Below are 23,808 nucleotides of genomic sequence, written 5' to 3' on the forward strand. Positions count from 1 at the left end.
AAGATTATCGTTACCCTAAAGGGCATGGCAATGAATAAGCCAAAGCATGTAAATACACATCGAATCCCTGCCACCATTATCAGTGGTTTTTTAGGCTCGGGGAAAACAACATTATTGAACCGCATACTGCGTGCAGACTTAGGCCTGCGCGCGGCGGTGCTAGTCAATGATTTTGGCAGCATTAATATAGACAGCCAACTCATCAGCAATCACGATGGTAATGTAATGAGTCTGGCCAATGGCTGTATATGCTGCAATATTTCTGACGATTTAATCGGCCAACTAGACGAACTGATCTCACAAGAAAACCCACCGGAATGTTTTTTAATTGAATGCAGCGGCGTATCCGACCCTGGCCGCATTGCCCGCATCTTAAACTACCGGCTATTTCGCGACAGAGCCAGAATAGACGCCATTATTAATATTATTGATGCCGCACAATTTAATCACACCCTCGAAGAATACCGCGACTTGGCGGCCTGGCAGCTCAAGCAGGCTGACTTGGTCGTGATTAACAAAATCGATCTCTGCGATGCAGAAACCATAGCGGAACTCAAACAACAATGGCTACCTGAACATGCTCGCGTATTTGCAACCAGCCACGCCGATGTGCCGCTATCATTAATGCTTAATGTAGATTTGCACCAGCCGCATGAGCATGACAGCCAAACACACGATTGCCAAGATGATCATAGCGATGACAATCACGGTGACTTGTTTGAAAGCATAGCCTGGCAAAGTGACCAGCCTATTAATATAACCGCGCTAAAAGCGCTGATCAAAGACCTACCCACAGCTATTTATAGAGCAAAAGGTGTTTTTATCAACCATGAAGCACCAGAGCAAAGTCATGTAATGCAAATGGTAGGTAAACGCATAGATTGCGTCAACACAAGCGAACAACAAGCAAACACGCAACAGCTCACTGATTATGATTGCCAAAAAAGGCTGTGTAGATTTTGAAATTATTAAGCAAGCACTACATGCGATAACACTCACTTAAATCGCCTACCGTCATTCACCAAACTTTCAGGCGACCATAAGCTATGAATAAAGCCCCAACGACGACCTTAGCATCAGGTAACAACCTCAGCCTTTGCCTAATTAGCTTTGTTGCCACCATCAGTTTATGGCCACTAATGGTTATGCCCATTATTGTAGGGGCGTATATTGATTATTTAGGTTTTGATGAAGGCAGTGCTGGCTGGGTGTCTTCCGCTAACTTAGCGGGCATTGCGATAATCACCTTGATCGTCTCGTTAAAAACTAAACACTGGCCTTTAGAAAAGGTAGCCCGCATAGGCTTGGCAGCAATGATTTTTTTAGACATTGCCAGCCTTTACTTTCACTCTCTGACAGCTTTTAGTTTTATTCGTTTTTTATCGGGCCTTGCTGGCGCCGCTACCGCTGCGGCTATTGCCCACCTAGAAAAACCTGAAAAAGGTTATGGAATTTACATTGGCTTTCAATTTTTATTACCTGCTATTGCCATTTATTACTTAGCACAACACCTTCCAAGCCTAGGATTTAACGGCATGATGTACATCATCATTCTGCTAGAGGTGGTTGCACTTTGCGCCAGCTCTGTTTTCACCCAGTATCCACTTAACCATAATATTGCAGAAATTGACCGACTAGAAAGCAGTATTATTTTACAACCACCCGCCCTTCTATCTTTATTGAGCTTATGCATTTATGGCGCAGCCACAGCGGCCATTTGGGCCTACGCGGACCGTATGGGATTAGCTGCGGGGCTAAGCTCACTAGACACGGGTAATGCCCTGTCTTATATCACCGCCATCTCAATATCTGGCGCTTTAGCGGTGATTTTTTAGGTGATCGATGGGGTTATAACAAGCCATTAAGCTTTGGCGTTGCCTTACAAATTTGTGGCTTGGTGATTTTACTCAGCAAACAAACGGCATTGAGTTATTATCTAGGCATAGCGGTATTCACTATGGATTGGGCTTTCTCTTGGCCTTACTTTTTAAGCATACAAGCCAACTTGGATCATACCGGCACCGTCGTCGTAGCCGGGCAATTTAGTAATTTGGTAGGCAACTCAGCCGGGGCGGCACTCGCTGCATTTTTAGTAGGTAGCGCCAATTACAACTCAGCCATCTATTTAGCGATAGGCTTGAGCTGCTTAAGCTTACTCTTGATATTGTCTGCGCCTTTGCTCAAGCGTTTAACCACTAAGCAGCTATAAAAAATCACCCAAACCACACACTAATATGGCTCAGCCAAGGTAAATGGCTAGTGCCTTTTTGCAGCTCAGCTTGAAACTGAGCCCTATCAAAGGCTTCACCATTTAACACGTCGGCAGGCATAAATACTTCTGCCTGCACGCTGTCGCGCAGGTAATGTAGGTTAATTTTTTTGATGCTTTCGGTGTAGGCTATGCCTTCCCAGGTTTCATTAAGGGCGGCCATGACATCGCCACGCAGGGGCAGTAACACTACCTTGCCCTCTATACGAGCGTCGTCGTTGTCATCATCTTCTGGGTCTATATGCACAGTCACATCGGTAATGCTCTTCACATTTTTTAATAGGCTATCGGTAACCCACACGCCTATATTATGGCCTTCGGATACGCTGACTTTTGAGCCTACTTGTATGTGTATATCGAGCAAGGCATCGGCACCCATTTTTCGGCTACGCAACTCATGCACGCCGACTACTCCCTCAATTTGCATGATGATGCCTTTCATCCCGTCCACTTCTTCTGCCGATAGGGCGGTGTCGACTAACTCCTGCACACTCTCCCAGGCCAAGTCCCAGCCGATTTTAGCTATCATAATGGCAACTACTAAGGCGGCCACATTATCCAACCAACTAATGCCCAGCATGGCCCCGGCCACACCCACTAACACGACGATCGATGAGATAGCATCGCTGCGACTATGCCAAGCGTTGGCGACGAGCATTTTGGAATTATATTTTTCGCCTACGGCCTTGGTGTAGTGATATATCCACTCTTTGCTGACAATAGAGATGCCCGCAACCACTAACGCAGGCCAGGCGGGGATGGATAATTGTTCGCTATATAACAGCCGGTAAACGCTGTCGTAAGCCATGGCACCAGCCACGGCAATGAGTAATGCGCCTAAGACCACGGTGGCAAAAGTTTCAAAGCGGCCGTGGCCGTAAGGGTGATCTTCATCGGGGCCGTGATGAGAAAATTTTGACACCACGATCACCATGGCATCGGTAAGTAGATCCGAGAAGGAGTGTATGCCATCGGCAATCAAGGCATGGGAGTTGGCCAATACCCCTACAATAACTTTGGCGAAACCTAATAAGGCATCTAGCACTGCGCCTATCAGGGTGACTTTTTGAATTTCATGCTGGCGTTGCTGCGCGGGTGCATCCATGGTTTTACAAATTCACCTAAAAAGAATAAAGGTGCATTTAATCACAACCAGCGTTTAATGATTAGTAAAAAAGCAAAATGCCGACGCTAGTCCGGCATTTTATTGATGAATCAGGTATCCGGCAGCTAGAAGCTAGGGATTAGTGCCTAGATATTAGCTGGCTGCCGATAGTTCAGTAATATTAGACTCGCCTTCACCTTCACCCAAGCTAAGTAACACTTCTGGCTTGCCCTTGCAGGCAGTGATGACTTGCTCTTTATTGTGGGCTAATAACAAGCCTATAGTTTCGGCATCTTTTTCGCTAATACCTTCTGCATGCTTTTCTAAAAACTGGGTAAAGCTCTCAGCCAGCTCCAGCATTTTATCGTAGGCATCGGCGTCTTTTTTGTTATCAAACATACTGTCATCCCGGTCACATTTCCACATTGCCACAACGGCCATAAGCTCACCTTCTATGTTTATAGTTAGTTGTTAATAAAACGCGGTATTGAATCTTTTTACATAAGCGCCACTTACTGTATATAAATACAGTAAAGTTAGCAATGGCAACACTACCATAAAAACACATAAAAAAGGCCAGCACTACCGGCCTTAGCTGTTGTTATGCAGCGCTGCGCTGCCTATGCAGCTCTACCGCTTCGGCCAGCAGGTCTTGATGCTCAGCGTCTAAGTGGGGGCTGAGTACAGTCACCGCCTTTTTCAAAGCCGCAGAACAGGAGGCATCAATATTGATATGGCCCAGCTTGCGGCCAGGGCGCACCTCTTTGCCATACCAGTGGTAGCTTACGCAGGGCAGGCTGATACAGGCGGGGGAAAATTCACAGCCTATTAAATTCAGCATCAGCGTTGGCTTACAGTTTTGGCTTTGTGGCAAAGGCAAGCCAACTAAAGGCAATACCTGCATGGCGAACTGATTAGTCACCGCACCCATTTGGGTCCAGTGGCCGGTGTTGTGTACTCGCGGAGCTAGCTCATTCACTAATAAGCCCTGCTCGGTGACAAAACACTCCATGGCCATAATACCCACAAAATCAAGATGGTCGAGTATGTTGCCCAAGGCCGCTTCGGCCTGCTGTTGCAGCACGTCATCCACCGCCACATTGGCTAGGCTATAACGTAAAATACCTTCGCGGTGTATGTTTTCAGCCATGGGTAAAAAGTAGCTGTGGCCGCTGACATCGCGGGCACCGATAACTGACACTTCGCGCTGAAAGGGGATTTTTTGTTCGGCAATTAATTGGCCAAACATGGCCTCGGGCAATTGCTCGCCATTGTCAGGGCTAACGCGCCATTGGCCTTTGCCATCGTAACCACCAGTGGTGGATTTAACGATTAGCGCTTCACCCAATTGCTGATGGGCTTTAGCCACATCAGCACGGCTCTCTAACACGCACCAAGGGGCGGTGGGCACTTGCAGCTGATCCAGCAAGGTTTTTTGGCTATAGCGGTTAGGCAATAACTCAAAGGCCAAACGGTTGGCCCACTTATCTGAGGCATAGATACGATCTAGCCACTCGCTGTGGGGTAGGTGCTCTATCTCGGCGGTGATAACATCGTAGTCCGCGATTAACGCGGCAGCATCCACTTTCAGCCTTTGCGCAGTCGTGCCGCACAGCAACTCGCCGGTTTGCATATCCAGCCTATCAACTACCAAGCCTAGGCGGGCAGCTTCGGCAGCCATCATTAAACCTAATTGGCCATGGCCTAATATCAGCAGTGACTTCATGTAGTTAACTCTATTTATGCGGGTAAGCGAGGGTCGGCATTAGCCAATACGGTATCGGTTTGCTGCTGGCGGAAGGCATCGATTTTGGCCGCCACTTCGGCATCGCCCAAGGCAATAATTTGTGAGGCTAATAAACCGGCATTGGCCGCACCGCTGGCACCTATGGCCAAGGTGCCTACGGCAACACCTTTGGGCATTTGTGCGATAGATAACAAGCTGTCCATACCATTGAGGGCTTTGCTTTGCACTGGCACGCCCAGCACGGGCAAGGGTGTGCTGGCCGCAATCATACCCGGTAAATGGGCAGCGCCACCGGCACCGGCGATAATCACCTTAAGACCCTTATCCCTGGCGCTGCTAGCAAACGAAAACAGTTTTTCAGGGGTGCGGTGAGCCGATACCACTTCAACGGTATACGGCACGCCAAAGGTATCTAGCATTTCACAGGCTGCAGACATGGTTTCCCAGTCACTGCGTGAACCCATAACAACGGCGACGACTGCATCAGTCATAATTGCTTCTCTCAATAAGCATCAAGGCTAGGCCTTGTAGGTGTGGCCCTCAGCATTATACGCAGGGGCTCAGAAAAGCGGCTAATTGTAGCAGAGTCACTAGCTACCTGTGAACAACCCTAGTCCTTAGCTGACATTAGCGTCTGCGCAAGCTGTCGTCATACAGCTTTTACAGTAAGATAAAAAGGTCAGGCCGATATATCCGTAATATAAGCTATCATTAGCTTTAGCCAATTTATAACCGCAGAGCCAACGCTAGAATGTATAACCAGTACCAATTACAGAGTTTTCTTAACACCACTCTTGAGCACCTCAAGCAGCACGAGCTGCACCCCATTCCCGAAAACTATAAAGTCTGGTACGAATACACCAGTACCAGCACCCCCCAACTTAACGACGAAATAGATGCACTGATTGCTCAGCAAATAGCTATTAGTGAAGAAATCTGCCACAAATTATTAAAGAAGTATTTTGTTAGCGACGAACAAAAAGATTTTGATGCCGCGCGCTTAGCCTTTAGCCACTTGCTCAACATCATGATTAGCCAGATTGCTAACTGGAGCGACAGCAGTAACGACTTTTGCCAGGCCTTAGAAAAATGCACCACTAGGCTCAACAACGACCCCAGCATTAGCGAAATAAAAGATATCATTACCGACCTCACCCAAGAAACCTTAACGATAAGCTCGGCCAGCAACGATATTAACAGCATGCTCAGCTCACTCAACGGAGAAGTTAAACAGCTGCGCAAAGATTTAGAGCAGGCTGGCAGTGAAGCCATCACGGATAGCTTAACCGGGGCAGCTAATAGGCGCGGCTTGGATGAACGCTTACAAGCAGCCATAAGCGAAGCCAAAGATAAGCACCGCGATTTATCGTTAATTATGGTCGATCTTGATCACTTCAAAACCATTAATGACAAGTTTGGCCATAGCACTGGTGACAAAGTATTAAAACTGGTTGCCTCTATCATGAAAAAAAATTTGCGTAGCAGCGATTTTTTAGCCCGCTACGGCGGTGAAGAATTCACGATTATACTGCCCAATACCGACCTAGAAAATGCCATAAAAGTTGCCGAGCACTTGCGCAAGGCAATTTCTGCTAAGCAATTATCCACCGGCCGTAACGGCCAGCTTATTGGCCGGCTGACGATGTCTGCCGGCGTCACCCAATACCGTCTGTTAGACAATGCTGAAGAATTACTAGACCGTGGCGATAACTGTATGTACGAAGCCAAGCGCACCGGCCGCAACTCGGTAAAGAGCGACTTGGACGTATTTAACCCCCTACGCTAGTATTTATTTACTGGCAGCTGCGCAAAAAAAAGCCCCGCAATGCAGGGCTTTTTTACGCTTGTGCGGCAACGTAAACTTTAATCAAACGCGTGACGCAGGACGATAGTTTCTACCCGATCGGGGCCGGTAGAAATAATATCGATAGGCGCACCCACCACTTCTTCTATACGCTTAATATAAGCCCGTGCCGCTGCCGGCAAAGCCTCTAAAGTCTGCGCCCCCAAAGTCGATTCAGTCCAGCCTGGTACATCTTCGTAAACCGGTACTAGTTTGGCGTAGTCGTCACTATCAACAGGCGCCGGCGCAGGATTGCCGTCAGCATCGTTGTAAGCCACACAAATTTTAATGGTCTCTAAGCCATCTAACACATCCAGCTTAGTTAGGCATAAACCCGACACACTGTTAACCCGCACGGCTTGGCGCAAAGCCATGGCATCAAACCAACCACAGCGACGAGCACGGCCAGTAGTAGCACCAAACTCATGGCCTTTTTCGGCCAAGTGCTTGCCTACGTCGTCAAATAGCTCAGTGGGGAAAGGGCCAGAACCCACACGGGTGGTGTAAGCCTTGGTAATACCCAATACATAATCCAAGTACAAGGGGCCAAAACCACTGCCAGTAGCGGTGCCGCCTGCGGTGGTATTTGATGAGGTAACATAGGGATAGGTACCGTGATCTATATCCAGCAGTGAACCCTGCGCGCCTTCAAACATAATGTTTTTGCCGGCTTCGCGGTAGGCGTGCAAAATGCCGTTAACATCATCAATCATGGGCACAATTTGCTCGGCCATTTTCATGATCTCGTCATACACTTGCTGATAATCAATCGCGTCGACTTTGTAATATTGGGTCAGCTGGAAGTTATGGTATTCCATCACTTCTTTTAATTTTTTAGCAAAGCGTTCGGGGTGTTTTAGATCACCTAAACGTATGCCGCGCCTAGCGACTTTATCTTCGTAGGCAGGGCCTATACCGCGGCCAGTGGTGCCGATTTTTTCTTCACCCTTGGCTATTTCGCGAGCTTGGTCTAGCGCGATATGGGTGGGAAGAATAATAGGGCAAGCCGGGCTTAAACGTAGGCGCTCACGCACCGGTACGCTTTTTTCTTCCAACTCTGCTATTTCTTTTAATAAGGCAGTAGGGCAAACCACCACGCCGTTACCAATTAAGCAGATAACATTTTCGCGTAAAATACCGGAAGGAATTAAATGCAAAACGGTTTTTTCGCCGCTTATAACCAAGGTGTGGCCAGCATTGTGGCCACCTTGGAAGCGGACCACGGCCTGCGCTTGATCGGTTAGCAAATCAACGATTTTGCCCTTGCCTTCGTCACCCCACTGGGTACCTAGTACAACTACGTTTTTACTCATGTTCAATTCTCAAGTTTTCAAAATTCTCAGGCAGTTGCTAAACCCTATAGCGGTTTCACAACCCATGCACCCTGCTCTAACACTAATTGACGATCACATCCGGTAACCGCCGCTTGCTTGGATAAGGCTTGTAGCACGCGCTCACCTTGGGCGCGCAACTGCTGTATGGCTTGCCACAGGGCAACATCATCACTATTAGGCGCTGCTATCGCCGCGATATCGCTAGGCTCTTGTGCCGGCAACAGTTGCAACAGCGCTTTTAAGTCGGTGCTAAAACCGGTAGCTGGACGGGCACGACCAAAAACTTTACCTACATCATCGTAGCGGCCGCCGTTGGCTACTGCCTGCCCCATGCCTGGCGCTAAGGCAGCAAACACTAGGCCGGTGTGGTAGTGATAGCCACGTAGCTCGCTTAAATCAAAATAGATATTCACATCGGGCATTCTGGCGGCGATGCTGTCGGCCACTTTCGCCAATTCGGCTAAAGCCTGCTGCACAGTTTCACCGGCATGGGCTAGCAACTCTGCCGCCTCGGATAATACTTCACGGCCACCGTTTAACTGGGTTAATGCCTGCATCATGGCTGCCAGCTGCGGCTGCGCAACATGCTTGGCAATCAGGGCGTTAATTTCACTGCCTGACTTGCGCTGCAGGGCATCAAACAAAGCCTGTTTGGCCTCTTCCTCTAAACCCGCTTCGGCGAGCAGGGCGCGGTATATGCTGACATGGCCCAGATCTAGGGTGATGTTTTGTATGCCGCTGGCACGCAGGGTCTCCAGCATTAAGCAGATAATTTCTATATCGCTATTGATGCTGCTGTCGCCATACAGCTCGGCGCCTAATTGTATGGGCGAGCGTGAAGCCATTAAGGTTTTCGGGCGGGTATGTAAAACACTGCCGGCGTAGCATAGGCGCACAGCGTCATCGCGCTTTAGGCAATGGGCATCTATACGAGCAATTTGTATGGTCATGTCTGGGCGTATGCCCATGGTGCGGCCGCTGAGTTGGTCCACCACTTTAAAGGTTTGTAGGTCTACGTCTGTGCCTAAGCCCACTAATAATGAGTCGGTAAACTCCAGCAACGGCGGCATCACCAGCTCATAGCCCCAGGCGTGGTATAAATCTAATAATTTTCGGCGTAGGGCCTCTACCTGCTCGGCCTGTTCGGGCAACAGTTCTTCCACACCATCGGGCAGCAGCCAGCGATCAGCTATGGTCATTGATAAAGCCTTTGATAGTAAAAATTAGATGCTATTTTAGTAGTGTTAGCAGGATTAGCCCTGCCAGCATACTCATTAAACCCATGATGCGTAGCTGCTTATTGTTCAGCCGGGTCACTTGTATGACCATATCGCGCCACGAGCGAGGGCTTAAAAATGGCAACATTCCCTCGATCACCAACACCAAGCTTAGTGCGATGGCCAGATCCTGCCACATAGTCACCTCTATCGGTATGCTGAGGTGTAATACCCCAATATCTACACATAAAAAAACCGCGCAACCCTATGCTCTCGCATAATGTTGCCCGGTTAGCGCATTCTACCATAGAAAAACCCGGTAAACCTAGTGACTATGAGCAGCTATAAGTTGCTATGAGCGACTAGGTCAGGGCGCAGCCGCTTACTGAACAGCGCTGCTTTTTAGGTATTTAAAGAAGTCACCCTTGGGGTCTACCAACAAGATATCGCTTTTATCGTTAAACGATGACTTATAGGCATTAAGGCTGCGCACGAAGGAGTAAAACTCCGGGTCGCGGCTATAAGCAGCGGCATAGGTCGCAGAGGCTTGAGCATCGCCCTCACCACGTGTTTGCTCAGCCGTACTATAAGCCTCGGCCAACAGTATGGTCTGTTCACGCTCAGCTAAGGCGCGGATTTTTTCGGCCTCTTCGCGACCCTTGGAGCGCAGCTCGCGGGCTTCTTTCTCACGCTCGGCCTGCATACGACGGAATACCGGCTCGCTCACCTCGGGCGGTAAATCTATGCGTTTAACCCGCACATCCACTACCTCTATACCCAGACTTTCGCGCACGTTTTCATTGAGATCGTCGCGTATATGGGTCATCAGCATGTCACGCTCACCCGACACCACTTCGTGCAGAGTACGCGTACCAAACTGGTTGCGCAGGCCGTCGGTTACCCGGCTGGTTAAGCGGCTATGACCCACAGACTCTATACCGCCGGTTACCCGGTAGTAGGTGTCCACATCGATAATGCGCCACTTAGCGTAGGCATCAACGATCAAGCGCTTTTTGTTTACGGTAAAAAAGCTTTCTGGTGGCGCATCTAAGGTGAGGATACGCGCATCAAACTTACGGATATCGTCAGCAAAAGGCATTTTTACATGCATGCCCGGCGTAATCCCGGTTTGGACCAACTTACCAAAGCGCAGCTTGACCGCAGTTTGGGTTTCATCCACCACATATAAGGTGCTATTAGCGGCGATAATCACCACTAGTAGAGTTATTAGTAAAGGTATAAATCTATTCATTAGCGACTCCCCCGCTGCTGTCTGCGACTAGCATCTTGCTGGCGCTGTAGCTTTTTAATCACTTGTTCAGCAATGCTGTCTATATCTTGTGGGTTATGGCCATCATCAGCCTTAACATTGGAGCGCTGCTGCACGAGCTTATCTAAGGGTAGATACATCATATTGTTACCACCGGCAACATCGACCATGACCTTAGAGGTGTTACTCATGACCTCTTCAACCGCGGATATATATAAACGCTCTCTAGTTACCCTAGGTGCTTTTTTATACTCGGTTAACAGCTTTTCAAAACGCGCAGCCTCACCTTGAGCCTCAACAATAACTTTAGCGCGATAGGCCGTGGCCTCTTCTAATGTACGCTGTGCCGCACCGCGGGCTTCGGGAATAATACCGTTAGCATAGGCTTGCGACTCATTAATAAAGCGCTCTTGGTCTTCGCGAGCCTTAATAACGTCATCGTAGGCTTCTTTAACTTCTGAAGGCGGCTTAGCCTCTTGAATGTTAATTTTCACCACGTTAATGCCGGTGCCATACATATCTAAGTAACGCTGCAGGCGCACTTTAACGCGGGTACCCACTTCAGCACGGCCACTGGATACAACATCATCCAAAGTAGTGCCGCCCACGACATGACGCAGCGCACTGTCACTGGCCTGTTGCAAGCTTAGCTCCGGGGTTTTGACATTAAGCAAAAAGGCTTTGGGGTCGGAGATGTTGTATTGCACGGTTAGCGGCAACTCAACAATATTTTCGTCCTCGGTAAGCATCATACCGCGCGAAGAATATTGACGCTCTTCGGTGACTCTTACGGTAAGCACTTTATCAATTAGAGGCGGATTCCACTGTAAGCCAGGGGTGTTGGTATTAAGATATTTACCAAAGCGCAACACTACGGCGCGGTCTTTTTCATCAACCTGGTAAATGCCAAAAAGCCCCCACACGATAGCTAACACCACCACCGCCGCGACTATAAGGCCACCACCGATTTGTTGCGACTGGCCACCATTACCGCCAGATTTGCCGCCAAAGATGCCACTGAGCTTTTCTTGAAATTTGCGTAGGGCTTCATCTAAATCCGGGGGACCTTGGTTGTTGTTACCACCACTGCCCCATGGATTTTTATTATCGCCACCACCCGGTTCATTCCAGGCCATTATTTTCTCCTATCATACTGCGCTTTTATGAGCGCCGTGAGTAATACGTCAATGATTGCCGCGAAGTCTAACAAACTTTTAGTTGTTGCGTCGCTAATAACTCGGCGGCGTTAAGGTTTTCAGCTGCGACGATACGATTAAAGTCGCTCTTGGGTAAGCGTATTTGCAACTCGCATAAACCCTGTTCGCTGTAATGTTCGCTAGAGACTACATTCAACTCGTAGAGCGTAGCACGTAAACGCCCTTGGCTGGGCATTAGCGACAGCGTCCCTGTTATCTGCTCTTCACTCAGGCGTTTAGCCAAGGCTTGCAGTAATAGCTCTATACCCTCACCCGTTTGCGCCGACAGCCATACCCGCTGCGGCTCGCCTATATCGTTAACATCGATATGCGGCTGGGCAGTAACTATGTCCACCTTGTTGTAAACCTCTAAGCGGGGGATTTTATGGGCGCCTATTTCTTTTAATACCAACTCTACCTGCTCAATATTGGCGGCGCGGTCTTCATCGGCACAATCAATAATATGCACTAAAAAGTCCGCTTGCGCCGCCTCTTCTAAGGTAGCCCTAAAGGCCTCAACCAATTTATGTGGCAGATGGCGGATAAAGCCCACGGTGTCAGCCAACACGATAGGCCCCAAATCAGGCACCTTTAAGCGCCTGAGCGTAGGATCTAGGGTAGCGAATAACTGATCAGCCGCATACACAGCAGAATCCGTCATTTTATTAAATAAGGTTGATTTGCCGGCATTGGTATAACCCACTAACGCTATGGTGGGAATTTCATTACGGTTGCGGCTGCGCCGGCCTTGGTCGCGCTGGCTGCGAACTTTGGCCAAACGCTTAGTAATGGTTTTAATACGGCCGCGTAGCAAACGACGATCCGATTCCAACTGGGTTTCACCAGGGCCGCGCAGGCCTATACCACCTTTTTGCCGCTCAAGGTGGGTCCAGCCCCGTATTAAGCGGGTAGACATATGGTGTAACTGGGCCAGCTCTACCTGCAGCTTACCCTCATGGGTACGGGCGCGCTGGGCAAAAATATCCAGTATTAAACCGGTGCGATCCAGCACCCGACACGATAGTGCGGCTTCTATATTACGTTCTTGACTGGGGGATAAGGCATGGTTAAACAGCACTAATTCAGCATCGTGATCGATGATGTGCTGGCGTATTTCTTCCAGCTTACCAGTGCCTACAAAAAATTTGGAATGGGGTGCATCACGGCGACCACTGACATATGCCACGGGGTCACCGCCTGCCGATAGAACTAACTCTTTAAACTCACCGAGATTTTCTCGCTCATCTTCCCGTCTCAAATCTAAATGAACTAAAACGGCCCGCTCACCGGAATCTGGACGTTCAAATAACAATTAAATACCTCAGCTTATTCTTCATCCGCATCAGGCTGTGGCATACGTACCACACGAGAGGGGACAACAGTAGAAATAGCGTGCTTATAAACCATTTGGCTCACAGTGTTTTTAAGTAAAATAACAAACTGATCAAATGACTCAACTTGGCCTTGTAGCTTAATGCCATTCACCAAGTAAATTGATACTGGAATGCGCTCTTTGCGCAAAACATTTAGGTAAGGGTCTTGTAGCGTATGCCCCTTTGACATGTGACTCTCCTTCTAAGCCCAACTCGGGCCGTAAAATAATGTGTGAGACCTGATAGTTATCCAAAATAATAATGGCAATAACTATTATTGTTAGGACTGCCAAAAAGCAACCCGAATATCGCAGTCCGGCGTGGCTTAACGCGCAGCCACTAATACCAGACGAGGGTAAGTATAACTCAAATCACCGTAAGTGAGCTGTTTTGTCCAGATATTTTATCGCCAAGGCGATAGGATTTTCTCCTTCCAAACCCGCCACTGCCGCAGCCGTTTCAGGGCTAGACAATAAGCGGTTGTCAGCATCGGTGTGTATCCAGCTAAGCTCAGACCAATTGCGTAACCAAGTAAGCTGGCGTTTAGCCAGCTGCCGGGTAGCAATTATACCTCGCTCCACAACCTCATCATCACGCCAACGCCCCTCTAAGTATTCCCAGACCTGCCTATACCCTACCGCACGCATAGCAGGTAAATCCAAATGCAAATCCCCCCGCGAGCGCAAGGCTATGACCTCATCAACAAAGCCTTGTTCCATCATTTGTCGAAAACGTTGCGCAATACGCTGATGCAACACCGCCCTATCGACGGGCGCAATGGCCAACTGGGTGAGCTGATAAGGGAGTTGCGCCTGCGCTTCATCGGCCTGCGCCTGATGCAACGCCGTCATGGTTTTGCCACTGCCGCGATAGATATTTAAGGCCCGCTCTATGCGCTGGGTATGATTGGGGTGTATGCGCGCCGCCGAGGCCGGATCTACCGCAGCCAGCTCAGCGTGCATGGCGGGCCAGCCCTTTTGCGCCGCCTCGGCTTCTATCTGTGCACGCAAGGCCAAGTCTGTTTCCGGCATATCGGCGATGCCTTCTAGCAAGGTTTTAAAATACAACATGCTACCGCCCACCAACAATGGAATACGGCCACGACTGCTGATTTCAGCCATTTCACGCAGGGCGTCATCCCTAAATTCAGCGGTAGAATACACCTGCGCCGGGTCGCGTATATCAATTAAACGGTGTGGCGCTAAGGCCTGCTCTTCAGCGCTGGGCTTGGCACTGCCTATATCCAAGCCTTTGTACACTAAAGCGGAATCAACACTAATAATGTCGCAGGGCAGCCGCTGGCATAACTCTATCGCCAAAGCGGTTTTACCCGAGGCGGTGGGGCCCATTAAAAAAATGGCTGGGGGTAGGTTCGTTTCACTCATAACGGCATTGTAACCGATCACTTTTAATCATGTGACAAAATGAGCAAACTATTGCAAAGTCACTCTATCCTGCTACAGCTTATAAACAGCTTTTAACAATAACCATAAAACAACAATGGAGCCTATACCATGTTGACCTATTACGGCGCTAAAGACTCATGCAGCATACCCGCACAAATCATTTTAGAAATGAGCGGCCAAGCCTACCAAAATGTCTACCTTAGTTTTGACAAAGGCTTGTCCGAGGACTACCTCAAGCTCAACCCCACCGGCCAAGTGCCCACCTTAGTGGAGGACAGCGAAGTGTTCACTCAATGCGTAGGCATCACCACCTACCTAGCCGACAAATGGCCACAGTTAAACATGAGCCCTGCGTTAGACGCCCCACAGCGCGGCCACTATTTGAAATGGATGCACTTTTTAAACTCGTCTATGCACGAAGCCTATTTGCGAGTGTACTACCCCAATAAATATGCCGTTTCTAAACAAGCCTGCGATGAAGTCAAAGAAATGGCCAAGCAAGCCATAGACAAGCATTACAACATCGTTGATAGCTGGCTGGAGCAAGGCCCCTATTGCTTAGGTGATACCATCCAGGCCTGCGATTTATATCTAGCCACCTTAATCAGCTGGCAGGAAGATAGAGCGGCTTTATTTGCACGCCTACCGCGACTGCAGTTATTGTTTGAAAAAGTGACCCGCCATCCTGCGGCAAACAAGGTTTTTGTTGAGCATGGGACGGAGCTGTAATACTCGCTTTCAGCCCGTAGTACCGGTCTGTCGTACCGGCCAGCGTTCCGGTCATCGTACCGGCCTAGCGCCGGTAGCTATATACCCTCAAGCTCATCAGCCGACAACTCCCGACTCTCGCCCGCAGCTAGCGTCTCATCAAGCTGCAAATTTCCCACCGCCATTCTGTGCAACTCCAGCACCGGGTTTTGAAAACGACCAAACATGCGTTTTATTTGATGATAACGCCCTTCCATCAAACCTACGTCAGCCACATAGTCGCTAACGATCTTTAACTCGGCAGGTAGTGTGGTGATATCTTCAAAGGAAAAGTACATACCTTCCGCAAAGGCCGCGATGTAATCGGGAGTTACTGGCTTTTGCAGTCTCACGCGATACCATTTCATCACCTTAGTCGCCGGCTCCGATAAACGCCGCGACCAACGACCATCATTGGTAAGCAATAATAAACCCGTGGAATTAAAATCTAATCGGCCAGCGATATGCAAAGCGTTTTTATCGGACCGCTGCAACAAATCGATAACCGTTTTATTTTTTTCATCCTTAGTCGCACTCACCACCCCCATGGGTTTATGCATCATGATGTATACAGGCTCCCGCACCTGCAACACCTGACCATCAACCACGACATGATCAAACTCACCCACCCGCTGGTTAATATCCACCGCCACCACACCATTAACCCGCACCCGACCACGCGCCAACATCAAGCGCACATCGCCGCGCTTAATGCCCAACTTCTGACTAAGATAACGATCTAAACGGGCGTATTTGGAATGCATGGGATTAATTGATTCGCATGAAGGAAATGAATATTTCAGTAACGATTAAACTAGCAGAAAAAGGTTAGATACCGGATCAAGTCCTGCATGACTAAGAAGAAAATTTCGCATCACAAACACTAGCGACTATAGACTACGTACTAGAGACTGATGATCACTGCCCCCGCAAAAACAATTTATCCAACTCATCCAAACTCATTTGCGTCCACGTGGGCCTGCCGTGATTACATTGACCGCTGCGCTCAGTTTCTTCCATGTCGCGTAGCAGTGCATTCATTTCGGTAATGCTTAAGCGACGATTAGCGCGCACCGAACCGTGGCAAGCCATGGTGCCTAGTATTTCATTAATATGCGCTTCGATTCTATCGCTGCTGCCATGTTCGATTAAGTCGGCCAAGACATCGCGTACCAGTTGTTCAACATTGCCATTTTGTAAAATAATGGGAATTTGTCGAATCATTATAGTTTCGGGACCCGCACGCTCTACCGCCAAACCTAACTGAGAAAATAGCTCAGCATTTTGTTCGGCGTAATCCGCCTCGCGCTGGCTTACCGCTACGCTCTCGGGCACCAATAAAGGCTGGGCTTTAATACCCTCGCCGGCACGGGCCTGTTTCATACGCTCGTAAGTAATGCGCTCGTGAGCGGCGTGCATATCAACCAACACTAGGCCGTTGGCGTTTTCGGCCAAGATATAAATACCTTTTAACTGGGCAATGGCAAAACCCAAGGGCGGAATTTCATCAGTTTCTAAATCACTTAAATTAATAGGTGTTGCATTGCCCGCGGCAAAATTGGCCGATGAATAAGCGCCTCTATCACCAGCGCCAGATTGCCGTGACTGCAAGTTGCCAGCATCGGCTGTATTGCTGCTATACAATTCGCCATAACCTGTCAGCTGTTCTTGTACTTGGCCCATACTGGGACGGGCATCATTACGCAGCGACATCGCCGCTTGGCCAGCAAACTCTCCGGCACCAATACCACTAGCGGGTTGAGCATTATTGTCGCCGGTGGGCATGTGCTGCGCATCGGGACGCACATCCGCTAACAAGCGATGTAAGCTGCGGAATAAAAAGTCGTGTACGGTGCGGCCATCGCGAAAGCGCACTTCGTGCTTGGTGGGGTGTACGTTAACGTCGACGATGGCGGGGTCGCACTCTAAATATAAAACAAAGGCGGGGTGGCGACCGTGAAACAATACATCGCGATAGGCTTGGCGCACCGCATGGGTCACCAACTTATCGCGTATCACCCGGCCGTTAACATAAAAGTGCTGCAGGTCGGCTTGGCTGCGGGAAAAGGTAGGCAACGCCACCCAACCCCATAGGCGCAGGCCCATAGCTTCGGTGTCTATATACAGGGCATTTTGCATAAAGGCGGGGCCACATACCGAGGCCACCCGGCGCTCTTGCTCTAGCTGACTGTCACAAGCTTTTAAGGCGTGTATCACCTTGCCGTTGTGGCGCAGATGAAAACCCACATCAAAGCGCGCCAGTGATTGCCGTTTGATCACTTCTTCTAAGTGATTAAATTCGGTTTTTTCGGCGCGCAAAAATTTGCGCCTAGCAGGGGTATTAAAAAATAAATCGCGCACTTCTACCGTGCTACCCTGCGGGTGCGGCGCAGGCCCCACCTCTACGTTCATATCGCGGCCTTCGGTTTCGGCTTTCCAGCCCGCGCCCTGCACTTGCGTGTTAGACAAAATACACAGCCGCGATACCGAGCTAATACTCGCCAGCGCCTCGCCCCTAAAGCCCATACTGGTGACATTTTCTAAATCATCCAGCTCATATATTTTGCTGGTGGCATGGCGGCTTAGCGCCAGCGGCATATCATCTTGTGCGATACCGCCGCCGTTATCACGCACTCGCATGAGTTTGACGCCGCCGCTTTCTATATCAACATCGATGCGACTAGCACCGGCATCTAAACTATTTTCCACCAACTCTTTAATAACAGAGGCGGGACGCTCTACCACTTCACCGGCGGCAATTTGGTTAGCCAAACGAGGGCTTAATAATTTTATTCGTGACATTAAATATTCTATTTATGAAGAAGGGATAATAATTTTTTGGCCTACCCGTATAGACGAAGACGCCAAACCATTAGTTTTTTGTATATCGGCCACACTCACTCTAAAGCGCTTGGCAATATCGGACAGGGTATCGCCGCGGCTAATGGTGTAGGCCACTGTTTTATTGCGCTGATTTTTTTGCCAGGCGATCAAAGTCTCTGAAGGCGGGCTAGCGGCAAAAAATGTTTTTATACCATTAAAAATAGCAGCGGCCATTTTACGCTGGTAGCTGCTACTTTTTAAATTGCGCTCTTCGGTGGGGTTAGAGATAAAACCTGTCTCCACCAAGATAGAAGGAATGTCCGGCGACTTTAATACCGCAAACGCCGCCTGCTCCACACGCTTACTATGTAAATGCGAGATGCGCCCCATTTGACCCACCACCTTGCTGCCTACCTGCAAGCTGGAATCCAGCGTGGCCGTCATGGAGAGATCAGCTAATACGCCAGCCAACAACTCATCTTTTTCGCCTAGGTTAACGCCGCCCACCAAATCAGAACTGTTAGCCTCATTCGCTAGAAATTGTGCAGTGGTGCTGGAAGCGCCTCGGCTGGATAGCGCGTACACCGAGGAGCCTTTGGCGCGGTGATTTTTAAATGCATCGGCGTGTATGGAAACAAATAAATCGGCCTGAGCGCTGCGTGCCAACTTGCGACGCTTCTCTAGCCCCACATAGTAATCGCCACTGCGTATCATCACCGGCTCATAACCCAGCTCTTTCTCAAACAAGCTATTCAACTCTTTGGCTATAGCTAACACCACATGTTTTTCACGCACTTTAGTGGGGCCGGTGGCACCGGGGTCTTCACCGCCATGGCCGGCATCTATAGCAATAATAATGTCGCGCTTTTTACCGCTGTTATTAACCCGTTTAACGGTAGCCTGCTGCTGATTGACGTCCAACAAATCAATCACCAAGCGGTCACCATATTCGCCGCTGGCTTTTAACATAAAACTACGTGGCTTAACCCCGTGCTTAACGTCTAACACCACTCGCAGGTTTGTTTTATCTTGTACCCCGCTGCGTACACGGGTGATGGGGGTATTCGCTAAATCTAGGGCCGAGAGCTGGGTTTGTGATTTTAAAACCGTATCGCTGATATCCACCACGATGCGGTCGGGCTTGCTAAGCATCATCACCTTATGCTCTACAGCACTAGATAAATCTAACACCACCCGGGTGTGATCAGGCGCGCGCCACACGCGCACATCGTTAACGTTAGCGGCTTGCACCGCTAGCGAGAGCAACAAGCTGGCGTTAATAACAATCTGTAGTAGTAAGCGGTACAACATTTTATAACAGGCCTACGTAATGGCGGATTCGGGTGGCGAGTGCATGATAGCAACAGCCCGTATTTATTGTTATTCGCAATAGCTTATAGCGCGACCAGTTTGGCAATAATGCTTCGGCCTATGGCTGACTGCGCGTTAAGCTGTACTACGCGACCATCCTGGCTACCTTGATTAAGCGCTATCCTAACGATTAAATCTGCCGGGGGCAAAACACCTCGGCCTTTTTCTGGCCATTCGATTAAGCACAATTTTTCAGCGCCAAAGTAATCGCGTATGCCCATGTATTCCAACTCTTCAGGGTCACCCAAACGGTAGAGATCAAAATGGTAAGCTTCGCGCTCGCCTAATTGATAAGGTTCCACCAAAGTATAGGTGGGGCTTTTAACCGCACCTTGATGGCCCAAGCCCTGCAATACGCCACGGCTAAAGGTGGTTTTACCCATACCCAAGTCACCCTCTAAAAAAATGACGGCGCCACTATCGCAAGCCTGAGCCAACTGCTTACCAAAAGCCACCATGGCCTGTTCGCCCACTAGGGTTTGCTGCAAGCTATCGACTGCCATTAACTATCTGCCTCCATTAATGATGCGCCTAAGCACCGGTATTAAATCACTGGCCATTGTGCCACACATGCCCTGTTGTGCGGCAATATCACCTGCATAGGCATGTAGGCATACGCCTAGGCGAGCAGCCTCATTTGCGCTCAAGCCCTGCGCCAATAAAGCGCCCAGTACACCGCTGAGTACATCACCCATACCTGCCGTGGCCATGCCGGGATTACCATAACTGCACAGGCCCAGCCTATCGCTATTCAGGGCATCTGGGCCGTTGGCAACCAGCGAGCCCGCCCCTTTTAATATCACCGTAGCACCGTAGCGTTGTTGTATTTCAGCCACCGCGGCAAAGCGGTTGGCCTGCACCTCATTGAGGCTACAGCCTAACAACCTCGCTGCTTCTTTGGGATGCGGGGTTAGTATGCAATTACTACGCAAGGGCGATTTAACCACCCGGCCCTCACTAATCATATTCAGCGCATCGGCATCCAGCACCATGGGTTTTTCGGTTTTATAGGCCTGCTGCAGTAGTTGCTCACCCCAAGGGCGCTGGCCTAAACCCGGGCCTAGCACCAAAACTGTAGGCCGCTGCAATAAAGGTTCTAACTCCTGCCCCGACACCACACCGGTGGCCATAAGCTCTGGGCAGCGGCTAATAAACGCGGCGATGTGGGCTGGCTGGGTAGCGCAGGAAACCAAGCCCGCACCGCAACGAGCGGCGGCTTGGGCAGCCATTAATGCCGCTCCTCCCATGCCGGTATCACCCCCTATCACCATGACATGGCCATGCCGCCCTTTATGATCTGTGGCTAAACGCGCAGGCAGGTTAGCTAAGGACTTGGATAGTAGTAAGCGCTCACAACAAAAATCGACCTCAGCATAAACTGCCGAGGGCACTGCAAGATCATCAAAATATACATCACCGGCCACATCAGGGCCGACGCCGGTTAATAAGCCCTGCTTTAAGCCTATAAAGCTGATGCTGACATCGGCATAAACCGCCGCGCCTAATACTCGGCCAGTATCGCTGCACAGGCCCGAGGGTATATCCACCGCCAACACCGGTAGATCCAATTGGTTAAGCCAATGTATGGCCTCGCAATGTGTCGCGCGCACCTCGCCGCTTAGGCCAGTGCCTAACAAGGCATCAACTAGCACCCCTTCCTCTAAAACTATGGCGGTGCTAAAGGTTTGCACCAACACGCCATCTTGCAAAGCCCGCTGGCGCGCTGACAGGGCGTCGCCCTCAAAGCGACTGGCATCTCCCACCTGTATCACCTGTACCGCATAGCCATGCTGCTTGGCTATGCTGGCCATCACATAGCCATCACCGGCATTATTGCCACCGCCGCAGACGATAATAATGGGCAGCCCTTCTGCCACTGCTGGCCAGCACTGTAATAATAATTCGAAGGCGGCTCGCCCAGCGCGACGCATTAGGGTAAAACCAGCCATGCCCTGCTGCGCTATAGCGACGCTATCCAGCTCACGCACCTGTGCCGCAGTGTATAAAGCGGTGGGTAAATCGTCGCCACAACGTAAACGTCTTTTTGTATTCATAGCTGATTACTCTAGGGGCCCTGCTTTATGATGATAACAACAGCCATTCGTATTAGGCTGTCCGTGCTATTATACGCACCCTATTACCTAACTAGGGGTATAGCGGCTTAAAAGCAATTATAGGCTGGCTGGCACTGCGCTACCATGAATTAACAAGAGTGCATTTCACCCTCTGACTCAACATCTACCTCTTCATCTATCAATAACGAGCCATAACGTGAGCGACAGCGACAATCAACTAGCCACTATGCAGCAACTACCGGAGCAAATTCGGCTATGGAGCCGTGAGTTAGGTTTTGAACAAACCGGCATTAGTGATGTGAATTTAAGCCAGCACGGCAAACACTTAGACGACTGGCTGGCCAAAAACTTCCACGGCGAAATGGATTTTATGGCCAAGCACGGCAGTAAGCGCTACCACCCCGAGCAATTACTGCCCGGCACCTTAAGAGTGATTAGCGTACGCCTAGACTACCTACCCAACGAGCAGCAACTACAAGCGCAATTAGATAACCCCGATCAGGCCTATATCTCGCGCTACGCGCTGGGCCGTGACTACCACAAGCTGATGCGCAAAAAACTGGCCAAACTGGCCGACAAAATATCTACCGTGGCCGAACAACATCAATGCCGCGCCTTTGTCGATAGCGCGCCGGTGCTGGAACGCGGTTTGGCTGAAAAAGCCGGCTTGGGCTGGATAGGCAAAAACACCATGCTGATTAACGCCAGCGCCGGCTCCTGGTTTTTTTTAGGCGAGATATACACCAACCTGCCACTGGCCACCGACCCCGAACAAGAAACCATGCACTGCGGCAGCTGCACCGCCTGCCTAGATGACTGCCCCACCGGCGCGATAGTGGCACCGCATCAAGTGGACGCGCGGCGCTGCATCTCCTATTTAACCATAGAGTTAAAAGGCAGCATCCCCCAAGACCTGCGCCCGCTAATGGGCAACCGCATATATGGCTGTGATGACTGCCAGCTAGTATGCCCTTGGAATAAATTTGCCCAACATAGCCAGCAAGATGATTTTCAACCGCGCCATAATTTGGATAGCGCCAGCCTGCTTGAATTATTTATGTGGACTGAACAAGAGTTTTTGCAACGCACCGAAGGCTCGGCCATACGCCGTATAGGCTACGAGCGCTGGCTGCGTAATATTGCCGTGGCCTTGGGCAATGCCCCCAGCAGCATACCTACTATAGAAGGTTTAAAAAGTCGCCTGTCATACCCTTCACCCGTGGTGCAAGAGCATGTGCAGTGGGCCTTACAACAGCATCAGGCCACATCATAATTAGCTATTCCCAACATAAACACCCAAGCACCGTCGCTCTTGCGCAAAGCTGGCAGCGCGAATGCCCTGGGCCCCATACCCACAACACCCAGTAAAATACACTTTGCGGGCAGAGCCTGCCCACACATCCTGTGCATAAAAAAACCCAGCAATGCTGGGCTTTTTATACGATTAAGCTGTCGTTAAATATATATAACTAAACAAGGCTGGCATCCAAGGCATCTATACCGGCCTGCGCCACATCTTCATCTTGATCGGGGCTGCCCGAGCTACAACCTATACCCGCCACAATATCGCTGTTAATAAAAACCGGCAGGCCTCCTGCCACTATCATAAAACGCCCCTGATGGGAGACGTTCAAACCAAAAGTGGGCTGGCCAGGGCCGCTGGTTTCACCATAGGCACGGGTAGATTTGCGCGCAGCGGCAGCGGTAAAGGCCTTATCTATCGCTATTTGTATACTGGTAATACGCGCGCCATCCATACGCTGAAACATCAATAAGTTACCGCCGTCGTCAACAATGGCTATATCCATATCCACGCCTATCTCTTGTGCTTTTTGTTCAGCGGCCGCCATCATAATACGGGCATCGTCCAAGGTTAACTTTGCAACGGTTTTCATTGATTAACTCCTAAGCTTATTAAAAATATTATTAGTGATGCTTAAATAGGGTTACAGGAAAATTATTCCTCACACAAAATAAACGAGGATTTTAACCTAGCACAATGTACGGTTTCGACTAAGGGAATGCAAAAAAC

At 49.6% G+C, this 23,808-nt stretch carries 24 protein-coding genes; 6 read left to right on the plus strand and 18 right to left on the minus strand.

Features of this window, described 5'->3' with window-relative positions; all coding sequences use genetic code 11:
- Positions 1–30: 30 nt before the first annotated feature.
- From B067_RS19205 to B067_RS0100370, 3 genes are all read left to right on the plus strand, one after another.
- Positions 31–963, plus strand: coding sequence for a CobW family GTP-binding protein (locus B067_RS19205; protein WP_019528052.1), 933 nt, complete (start codon positions 31–33; stop codon positions 961–963).
- An 83-nt stretch (positions 964–1,046) separates the two neighbouring features.
- Positions 1,047–1,835 carry an MFS transporter gene (locus tag B067_RS0100365; RefSeq protein ID WP_019528053.1) on the plus strand — a complete coding sequence of 263 codons (789 nt, stop codon included), beginning with the start codon at positions 1,047–1,049 and terminating at the stop codon, positions 1,833–1,835.
- A gap of 62 nt (positions 1,836–1,897) precedes the next feature.
- Complete coding sequence (locus B067_RS0100370) at positions 1,898–2,209, plus strand: hypothetical protein (RefSeq protein WP_019528054.1); 312 nt, start codon at positions 1,898–1,900, stop codon at positions 2,207–2,209.
- A gap of 4 nt (positions 2,210–2,213) precedes the next feature.
- On the opposite strand, the gene B067_RS0100375 is transcribed toward B067_RS0100370, so the two are convergent.
- The 4 genes from B067_RS0100375 to purE form a co-directional block, all read right to left on the minus strand.
- On the minus strand, positions 2,214–3,374 hold the full coding sequence (locus B067_RS0100375; protein ID WP_019528055.1) for a cation diffusion facilitator family transporter: 1,161 nt from the start codon (positions 3,372–3,374) through the stop codon (positions 2,214–2,216).
- A 153-nt stretch (positions 3,375–3,527) separates the two neighbouring features.
- Positions 3,528–3,815, minus strand: a complete 288-nt coding sequence (locus B067_RS0100380) for a YebG family protein (RefSeq protein WP_019528056.1) — start codon at positions 3,813–3,815, stop codon at positions 3,528–3,530.
- Positions 3,816–3,975: 160 nt separating this feature from the next.
- Positions 3,976–5,100 carry a 5-(carboxyamino)imidazole ribonucleotide synthase gene (purK, locus tag B067_RS0100385; RefSeq protein ID WP_019528057.1) on the minus strand — a complete coding sequence of 375 codons (1,125 nt, stop codon included), beginning with the start codon at positions 5,098–5,100 and terminating at the stop codon, positions 3,976–3,978.
- 14 nt (positions 5,101–5,114) lie between these two features.
- Positions 5,115–5,612 (minus strand): 5-(carboxyamino)imidazole ribonucleotide mutase, encoded by a 498-nt coding sequence (purE, locus tag B067_RS0100390; RefSeq protein ID WP_019528058.1) that lies wholly within the window; start codon positions 5,610–5,612, stop codon positions 5,115–5,117.
- Positions 5,613–5,872: 260 nt separating this feature from the next.
- On the opposite strand from purE, the gene B067_RS0100395 reads away from it, so the two are divergent.
- Positions 5,873–6,907, plus strand: a complete 1,035-nt coding sequence (locus B067_RS0100395) for a GGDEF domain-containing protein (protein ID WP_019528059.1) — start codon at positions 5,873–5,875, stop codon at positions 6,905–6,907.
- Positions 6,908–6,984: 77 nt separating this feature from the next.
- Here the strand turns inward: B067_RS0100395 and B067_RS0100400 are convergent, their stop codons facing one another.
- The 8 genes from B067_RS0100400 to miaA all read right to left on the minus strand — a co-directional run bounded on the left by B067_RS0100400 (position 6,985) and on the right by miaA (position 14,739).
- The gene (locus B067_RS0100400) at positions 6,985–8,277 is read right to left on the minus strand and encodes an adenylosuccinate synthase (RefSeq protein WP_019528060.1); all 1,293 of its coding nucleotides are present in this window, start codon (positions 8,275–8,277) and stop codon (positions 6,985–6,987) included.
- Positions 8,278–8,321: 44 nt separating this feature from the next.
- Positions 8,322–9,497: an ATP phosphoribosyltransferase regulatory subunit gene (locus B067_RS0100405; RefSeq protein ID WP_019528061.1), complete on the minus strand. Its 1,176-nt coding sequence runs from the start codon at positions 9,495–9,497 to the stop codon at positions 8,322–8,324.
- Positions 9,498–9,528: 31 nt separating this feature from the next.
- Complete coding sequence (locus B067_RS0100410) at positions 9,529–9,714, minus strand: DUF2065 domain-containing protein (protein ID WP_019528062.1); 186 nt, start codon at positions 9,712–9,714, stop codon at positions 9,529–9,531.
- A 183-nt stretch (positions 9,715–9,897) separates the two neighbouring features.
- Complete coding sequence (hflC, locus tag B067_RS0100415; RefSeq protein ID WP_019528063.1) at positions 9,898–10,767, minus strand: protease modulator HflC; 870 nt, start codon at positions 10,765–10,767, stop codon at positions 9,898–9,900.
- The gene (gene hflK / locus B067_RS0100420) at positions 10,767–11,921 is read right to left on the minus strand and encodes an FtsH protease activity modulator HflK (protein WP_019528064.1); all 1,155 of its coding nucleotides are present in this window, start codon (positions 11,919–11,921) and stop codon (positions 10,767–10,769) included. The genes hflC and hflK overlap by 1 nt, the downstream gene beginning before the upstream one ends.
- Before the next feature lie 67 nt (positions 11,922–11,988).
- Entirely contained in the window at positions 11,989–13,293 is a 1,305-nt protein-coding gene (gene hflX, locus B067_RS0100425) for a ribosome rescue GTPase HflX (protein WP_019528065.1), read from the minus strand.
- A gap of 14 nt (positions 13,294–13,307) precedes the next feature.
- Positions 13,308–13,544: an RNA chaperone Hfq gene (gene hfq, locus B067_RS0100430; RefSeq protein ID WP_019528066.1), complete on the minus strand. Its 237-nt coding sequence runs from the start codon at positions 13,542–13,544 to the stop codon at positions 13,308–13,310.
- A 181-nt stretch (positions 13,545–13,725) separates the two neighbouring features.
- Positions 13,726–14,739: a tRNA (adenosine(37)-N6)-dimethylallyltransferase MiaA gene (miaA, locus tag B067_RS0100435; RefSeq protein WP_035801201.1), complete on the minus strand. Its 1,014-nt coding sequence runs from the start codon at positions 14,737–14,739 to the stop codon at positions 13,726–13,728.
- 129 nt (positions 14,740–14,868) lie between these two features.
- Here miaA and B067_RS19210 point away from each other — a divergent pair, with 129 nt between their 5' ends.
- Positions 14,869–15,489, plus strand: coding sequence for a glutathione S-transferase family protein (locus B067_RS19210; protein WP_019528068.1), 621 nt, complete (start codon positions 14,869–14,871; stop codon positions 15,487–15,489).
- A gap of 77 nt (positions 15,490–15,566) precedes the next feature.
- Here B067_RS19210 and B067_RS0100445 read toward each other — a convergent pair whose 3' ends face one another.
- From B067_RS0100445 to B067_RS0100465, 5 genes are all read right to left on the minus strand, one after another.
- Positions 15,567–16,271 (minus strand): pseudouridine synthase, encoded by a 705-nt coding sequence (locus tag B067_RS0100445; RefSeq protein WP_019528069.1) that lies wholly within the window; start codon positions 16,269–16,271, stop codon positions 15,567–15,569.
- Positions 16,272–16,425: 154 nt separating this feature from the next.
- Complete coding sequence (gene mutL / locus B067_RS0100450; protein ID WP_026244316.1) at positions 16,426–18,309, minus strand: DNA mismatch repair endonuclease MutL; 1,884 nt, start codon at positions 18,307–18,309, stop codon at positions 16,426–16,428.
- A 12-nt stretch (positions 18,310–18,321) separates the two neighbouring features.
- Complete coding sequence (locus B067_RS0100455; protein WP_019528071.1) at positions 18,322–19,641, minus strand: N-acetylmuramoyl-L-alanine amidase; 1,320 nt, start codon at positions 19,639–19,641, stop codon at positions 18,322–18,324.
- A gap of 83 nt (positions 19,642–19,724) precedes the next feature.
- Positions 19,725–20,204 (minus strand): tRNA (adenosine(37)-N6)-threonylcarbamoyltransferase complex ATPase subunit type 1 TsaE, encoded by a 480-nt coding sequence (gene tsaE / locus B067_RS0100460; RefSeq protein WP_019528072.1) that lies wholly within the window; start codon positions 20,202–20,204, stop codon positions 19,725–19,727.
- A gap of 3 nt (positions 20,205–20,207) precedes the next feature.
- Positions 20,208–21,755, minus strand: a complete 1,548-nt coding sequence (locus B067_RS0100465; protein ID WP_019528073.1) for an NAD(P)H-hydrate dehydratase — start codon at positions 21,753–21,755, stop codon at positions 20,208–20,210.
- A 247-nt stretch (positions 21,756–22,002) separates the two neighbouring features.
- Here B067_RS0100465 and queG point away from each other — a divergent pair, with 247 nt between their 5' ends.
- A complete protein-coding gene (queG, locus tag B067_RS0100470; RefSeq protein WP_026244318.1) occupies positions 22,003–23,049 on the plus strand; it encodes a tRNA epoxyqueuosine(34) reductase QueG in 1,047 nt (348 codons plus the stop codon).
- Between the two features lie 196 nt (positions 23,050–23,245).
- On the opposite strand, the gene B067_RS0100480 is transcribed toward queG, so the two are convergent.
- Positions 23,246–23,671 carry a GlcG/HbpS family heme-binding protein gene (locus B067_RS0100480; protein ID WP_019528076.1) on the minus strand — a complete coding sequence of 142 codons (426 nt, stop codon included), beginning with the start codon at positions 23,669–23,671 and terminating at the stop codon, positions 23,246–23,248.
- Positions 23,672–23,808: the final 137 nt, after the last annotated feature.

The organism is Dasania marina DSM 21967 (assembly GCF_000373485.1).
GTDB classification, from domain to species: domain Bacteria; phylum Pseudomonadota; class Gammaproteobacteria; order Pseudomonadales; family Dasaniaceae; genus Dasania; species Dasania marina.

Coding starts and splice junctions, on each gene's coding strand:
- B067_RS0100365 (WP_019528053.1), top strand. CDS start 1,047: ATGAATAAAGCCCCAACGACGACCTTAGCATCAGGTAACAACCTCAGC.
- B067_RS0100480 (WP_019528076.1), bottom strand. CDS start 23,671: ATGAAAACCGTTGCAAAGTTAACCTTGGACGATGCCCGTATTATGATG.
- B067_RS19210 (WP_019528068.1), top strand. CDS start 14,869: ATGTTGACCTATTACGGCGCTAAAGACTCATGCAGCATACCCGCACAA.
- hflC (WP_019528063.1), bottom strand. CDS start 10,767: ATGAATAGATTTATACCTTTACTAATAACTCTACTAGTGGTGATTATC.
- hfq (WP_019528066.1), bottom strand. CDS start 13,544: ATGTCAAAGGGGCATACGCTACAAGACCCTTACCTAAATGTTTTGCGC.
- hflK (WP_019528064.1), bottom strand. CDS start 11,921: ATGGCCTGGAATGAACCGGGTGGTGGCGATAATAAAAATCCATGGGGC.
- mutL (WP_026244316.1), bottom strand. CDS start 18,309: ATGTCACGAATAAAATTATTAAGCCCTCGTTTGGCTAACCAAATTGCC.
- B067_RS19205 (WP_019528052.1), top strand. CDS start 31: ATGAATAAGCCAAAGCATGTAAATACACATCGAATCCCTGCCACCATT.
- B067_RS0100405 (WP_019528061.1), bottom strand. CDS start 9,497: ATGACCATAGCTGATCGCTGGCTGCTGCCCGATGGTGTGGAAGAACTG.
- B067_RS0100410 (WP_019528062.1), bottom strand. CDS start 9,714: ATGTGGCAGGATCTGGCCATCGCACTAAGCTTGGTGTTGGTGATCGAG.
- purK (WP_019528057.1), bottom strand. CDS start 5,100: ATGAAGTCACTGCTGATATTAGGCCATGGCCAATTAGGTTTAATGATG.
- B067_RS0100445 (WP_019528069.1), bottom strand. CDS start 16,271: ATGCATTCCAAATACGCCCGTTTAGATCGTTATCTTAGTCAGAAGTTG.
- B067_RS0100380 (WP_019528056.1), bottom strand. CDS start 3,815: ATGGCCGTTGTGGCAATGTGGAAATGTGACCGGGATGACAGTATGTTT.
- B067_RS0100465 (WP_019528073.1), bottom strand. CDS start 21,755: ATGAATACAAAAAGACGTTTACGTTGTGGCGACGATTTACCCACCGCT.
- B067_RS0100400 (WP_019528060.1), bottom strand. CDS start 8,277: ATGAGTAAAAACGTAGTTGTACTAGGTACCCAGTGGGGTGACGAAGGC.
- queG (WP_026244318.1), top strand. CDS start 22,003: ATGCAGCAACTACCGGAGCAAATTCGGCTATGGAGCCGTGAGTTAGGT.
- tsaE (WP_019528072.1), bottom strand. CDS start 20,204: ATGGCAGTCGATAGCTTGCAGCAAACCCTAGTGGGCGAACAGGCCATG.
- B067_RS0100375 (WP_019528055.1), bottom strand. CDS start 3,374: ATGGATGCACCCGCGCAGCAACGCCAGCATGAAATTCAAAAAGTCACC.
- B067_RS0100395 (WP_019528059.1), top strand. CDS start 5,873: ATGTATAACCAGTACCAATTACAGAGTTTTCTTAACACCACTCTTGAG.
- B067_RS0100455 (WP_019528071.1), bottom strand. CDS start 19,641: ATGTTGTACCGCTTACTACTACAGATTGTTATTAACGCCAGCTTGTTG.
- miaA (WP_035801201.1), bottom strand. CDS start 14,739: ATGAGTGAAACGAACCTACCCCCAGCCATTTTTTTAATGGGCCCCACC.
- purE (WP_019528058.1), bottom strand. CDS start 5,612: ATGACTGATGCAGTCGTCGCCGTTGTTATGGGTTCACGCAGTGACTGG.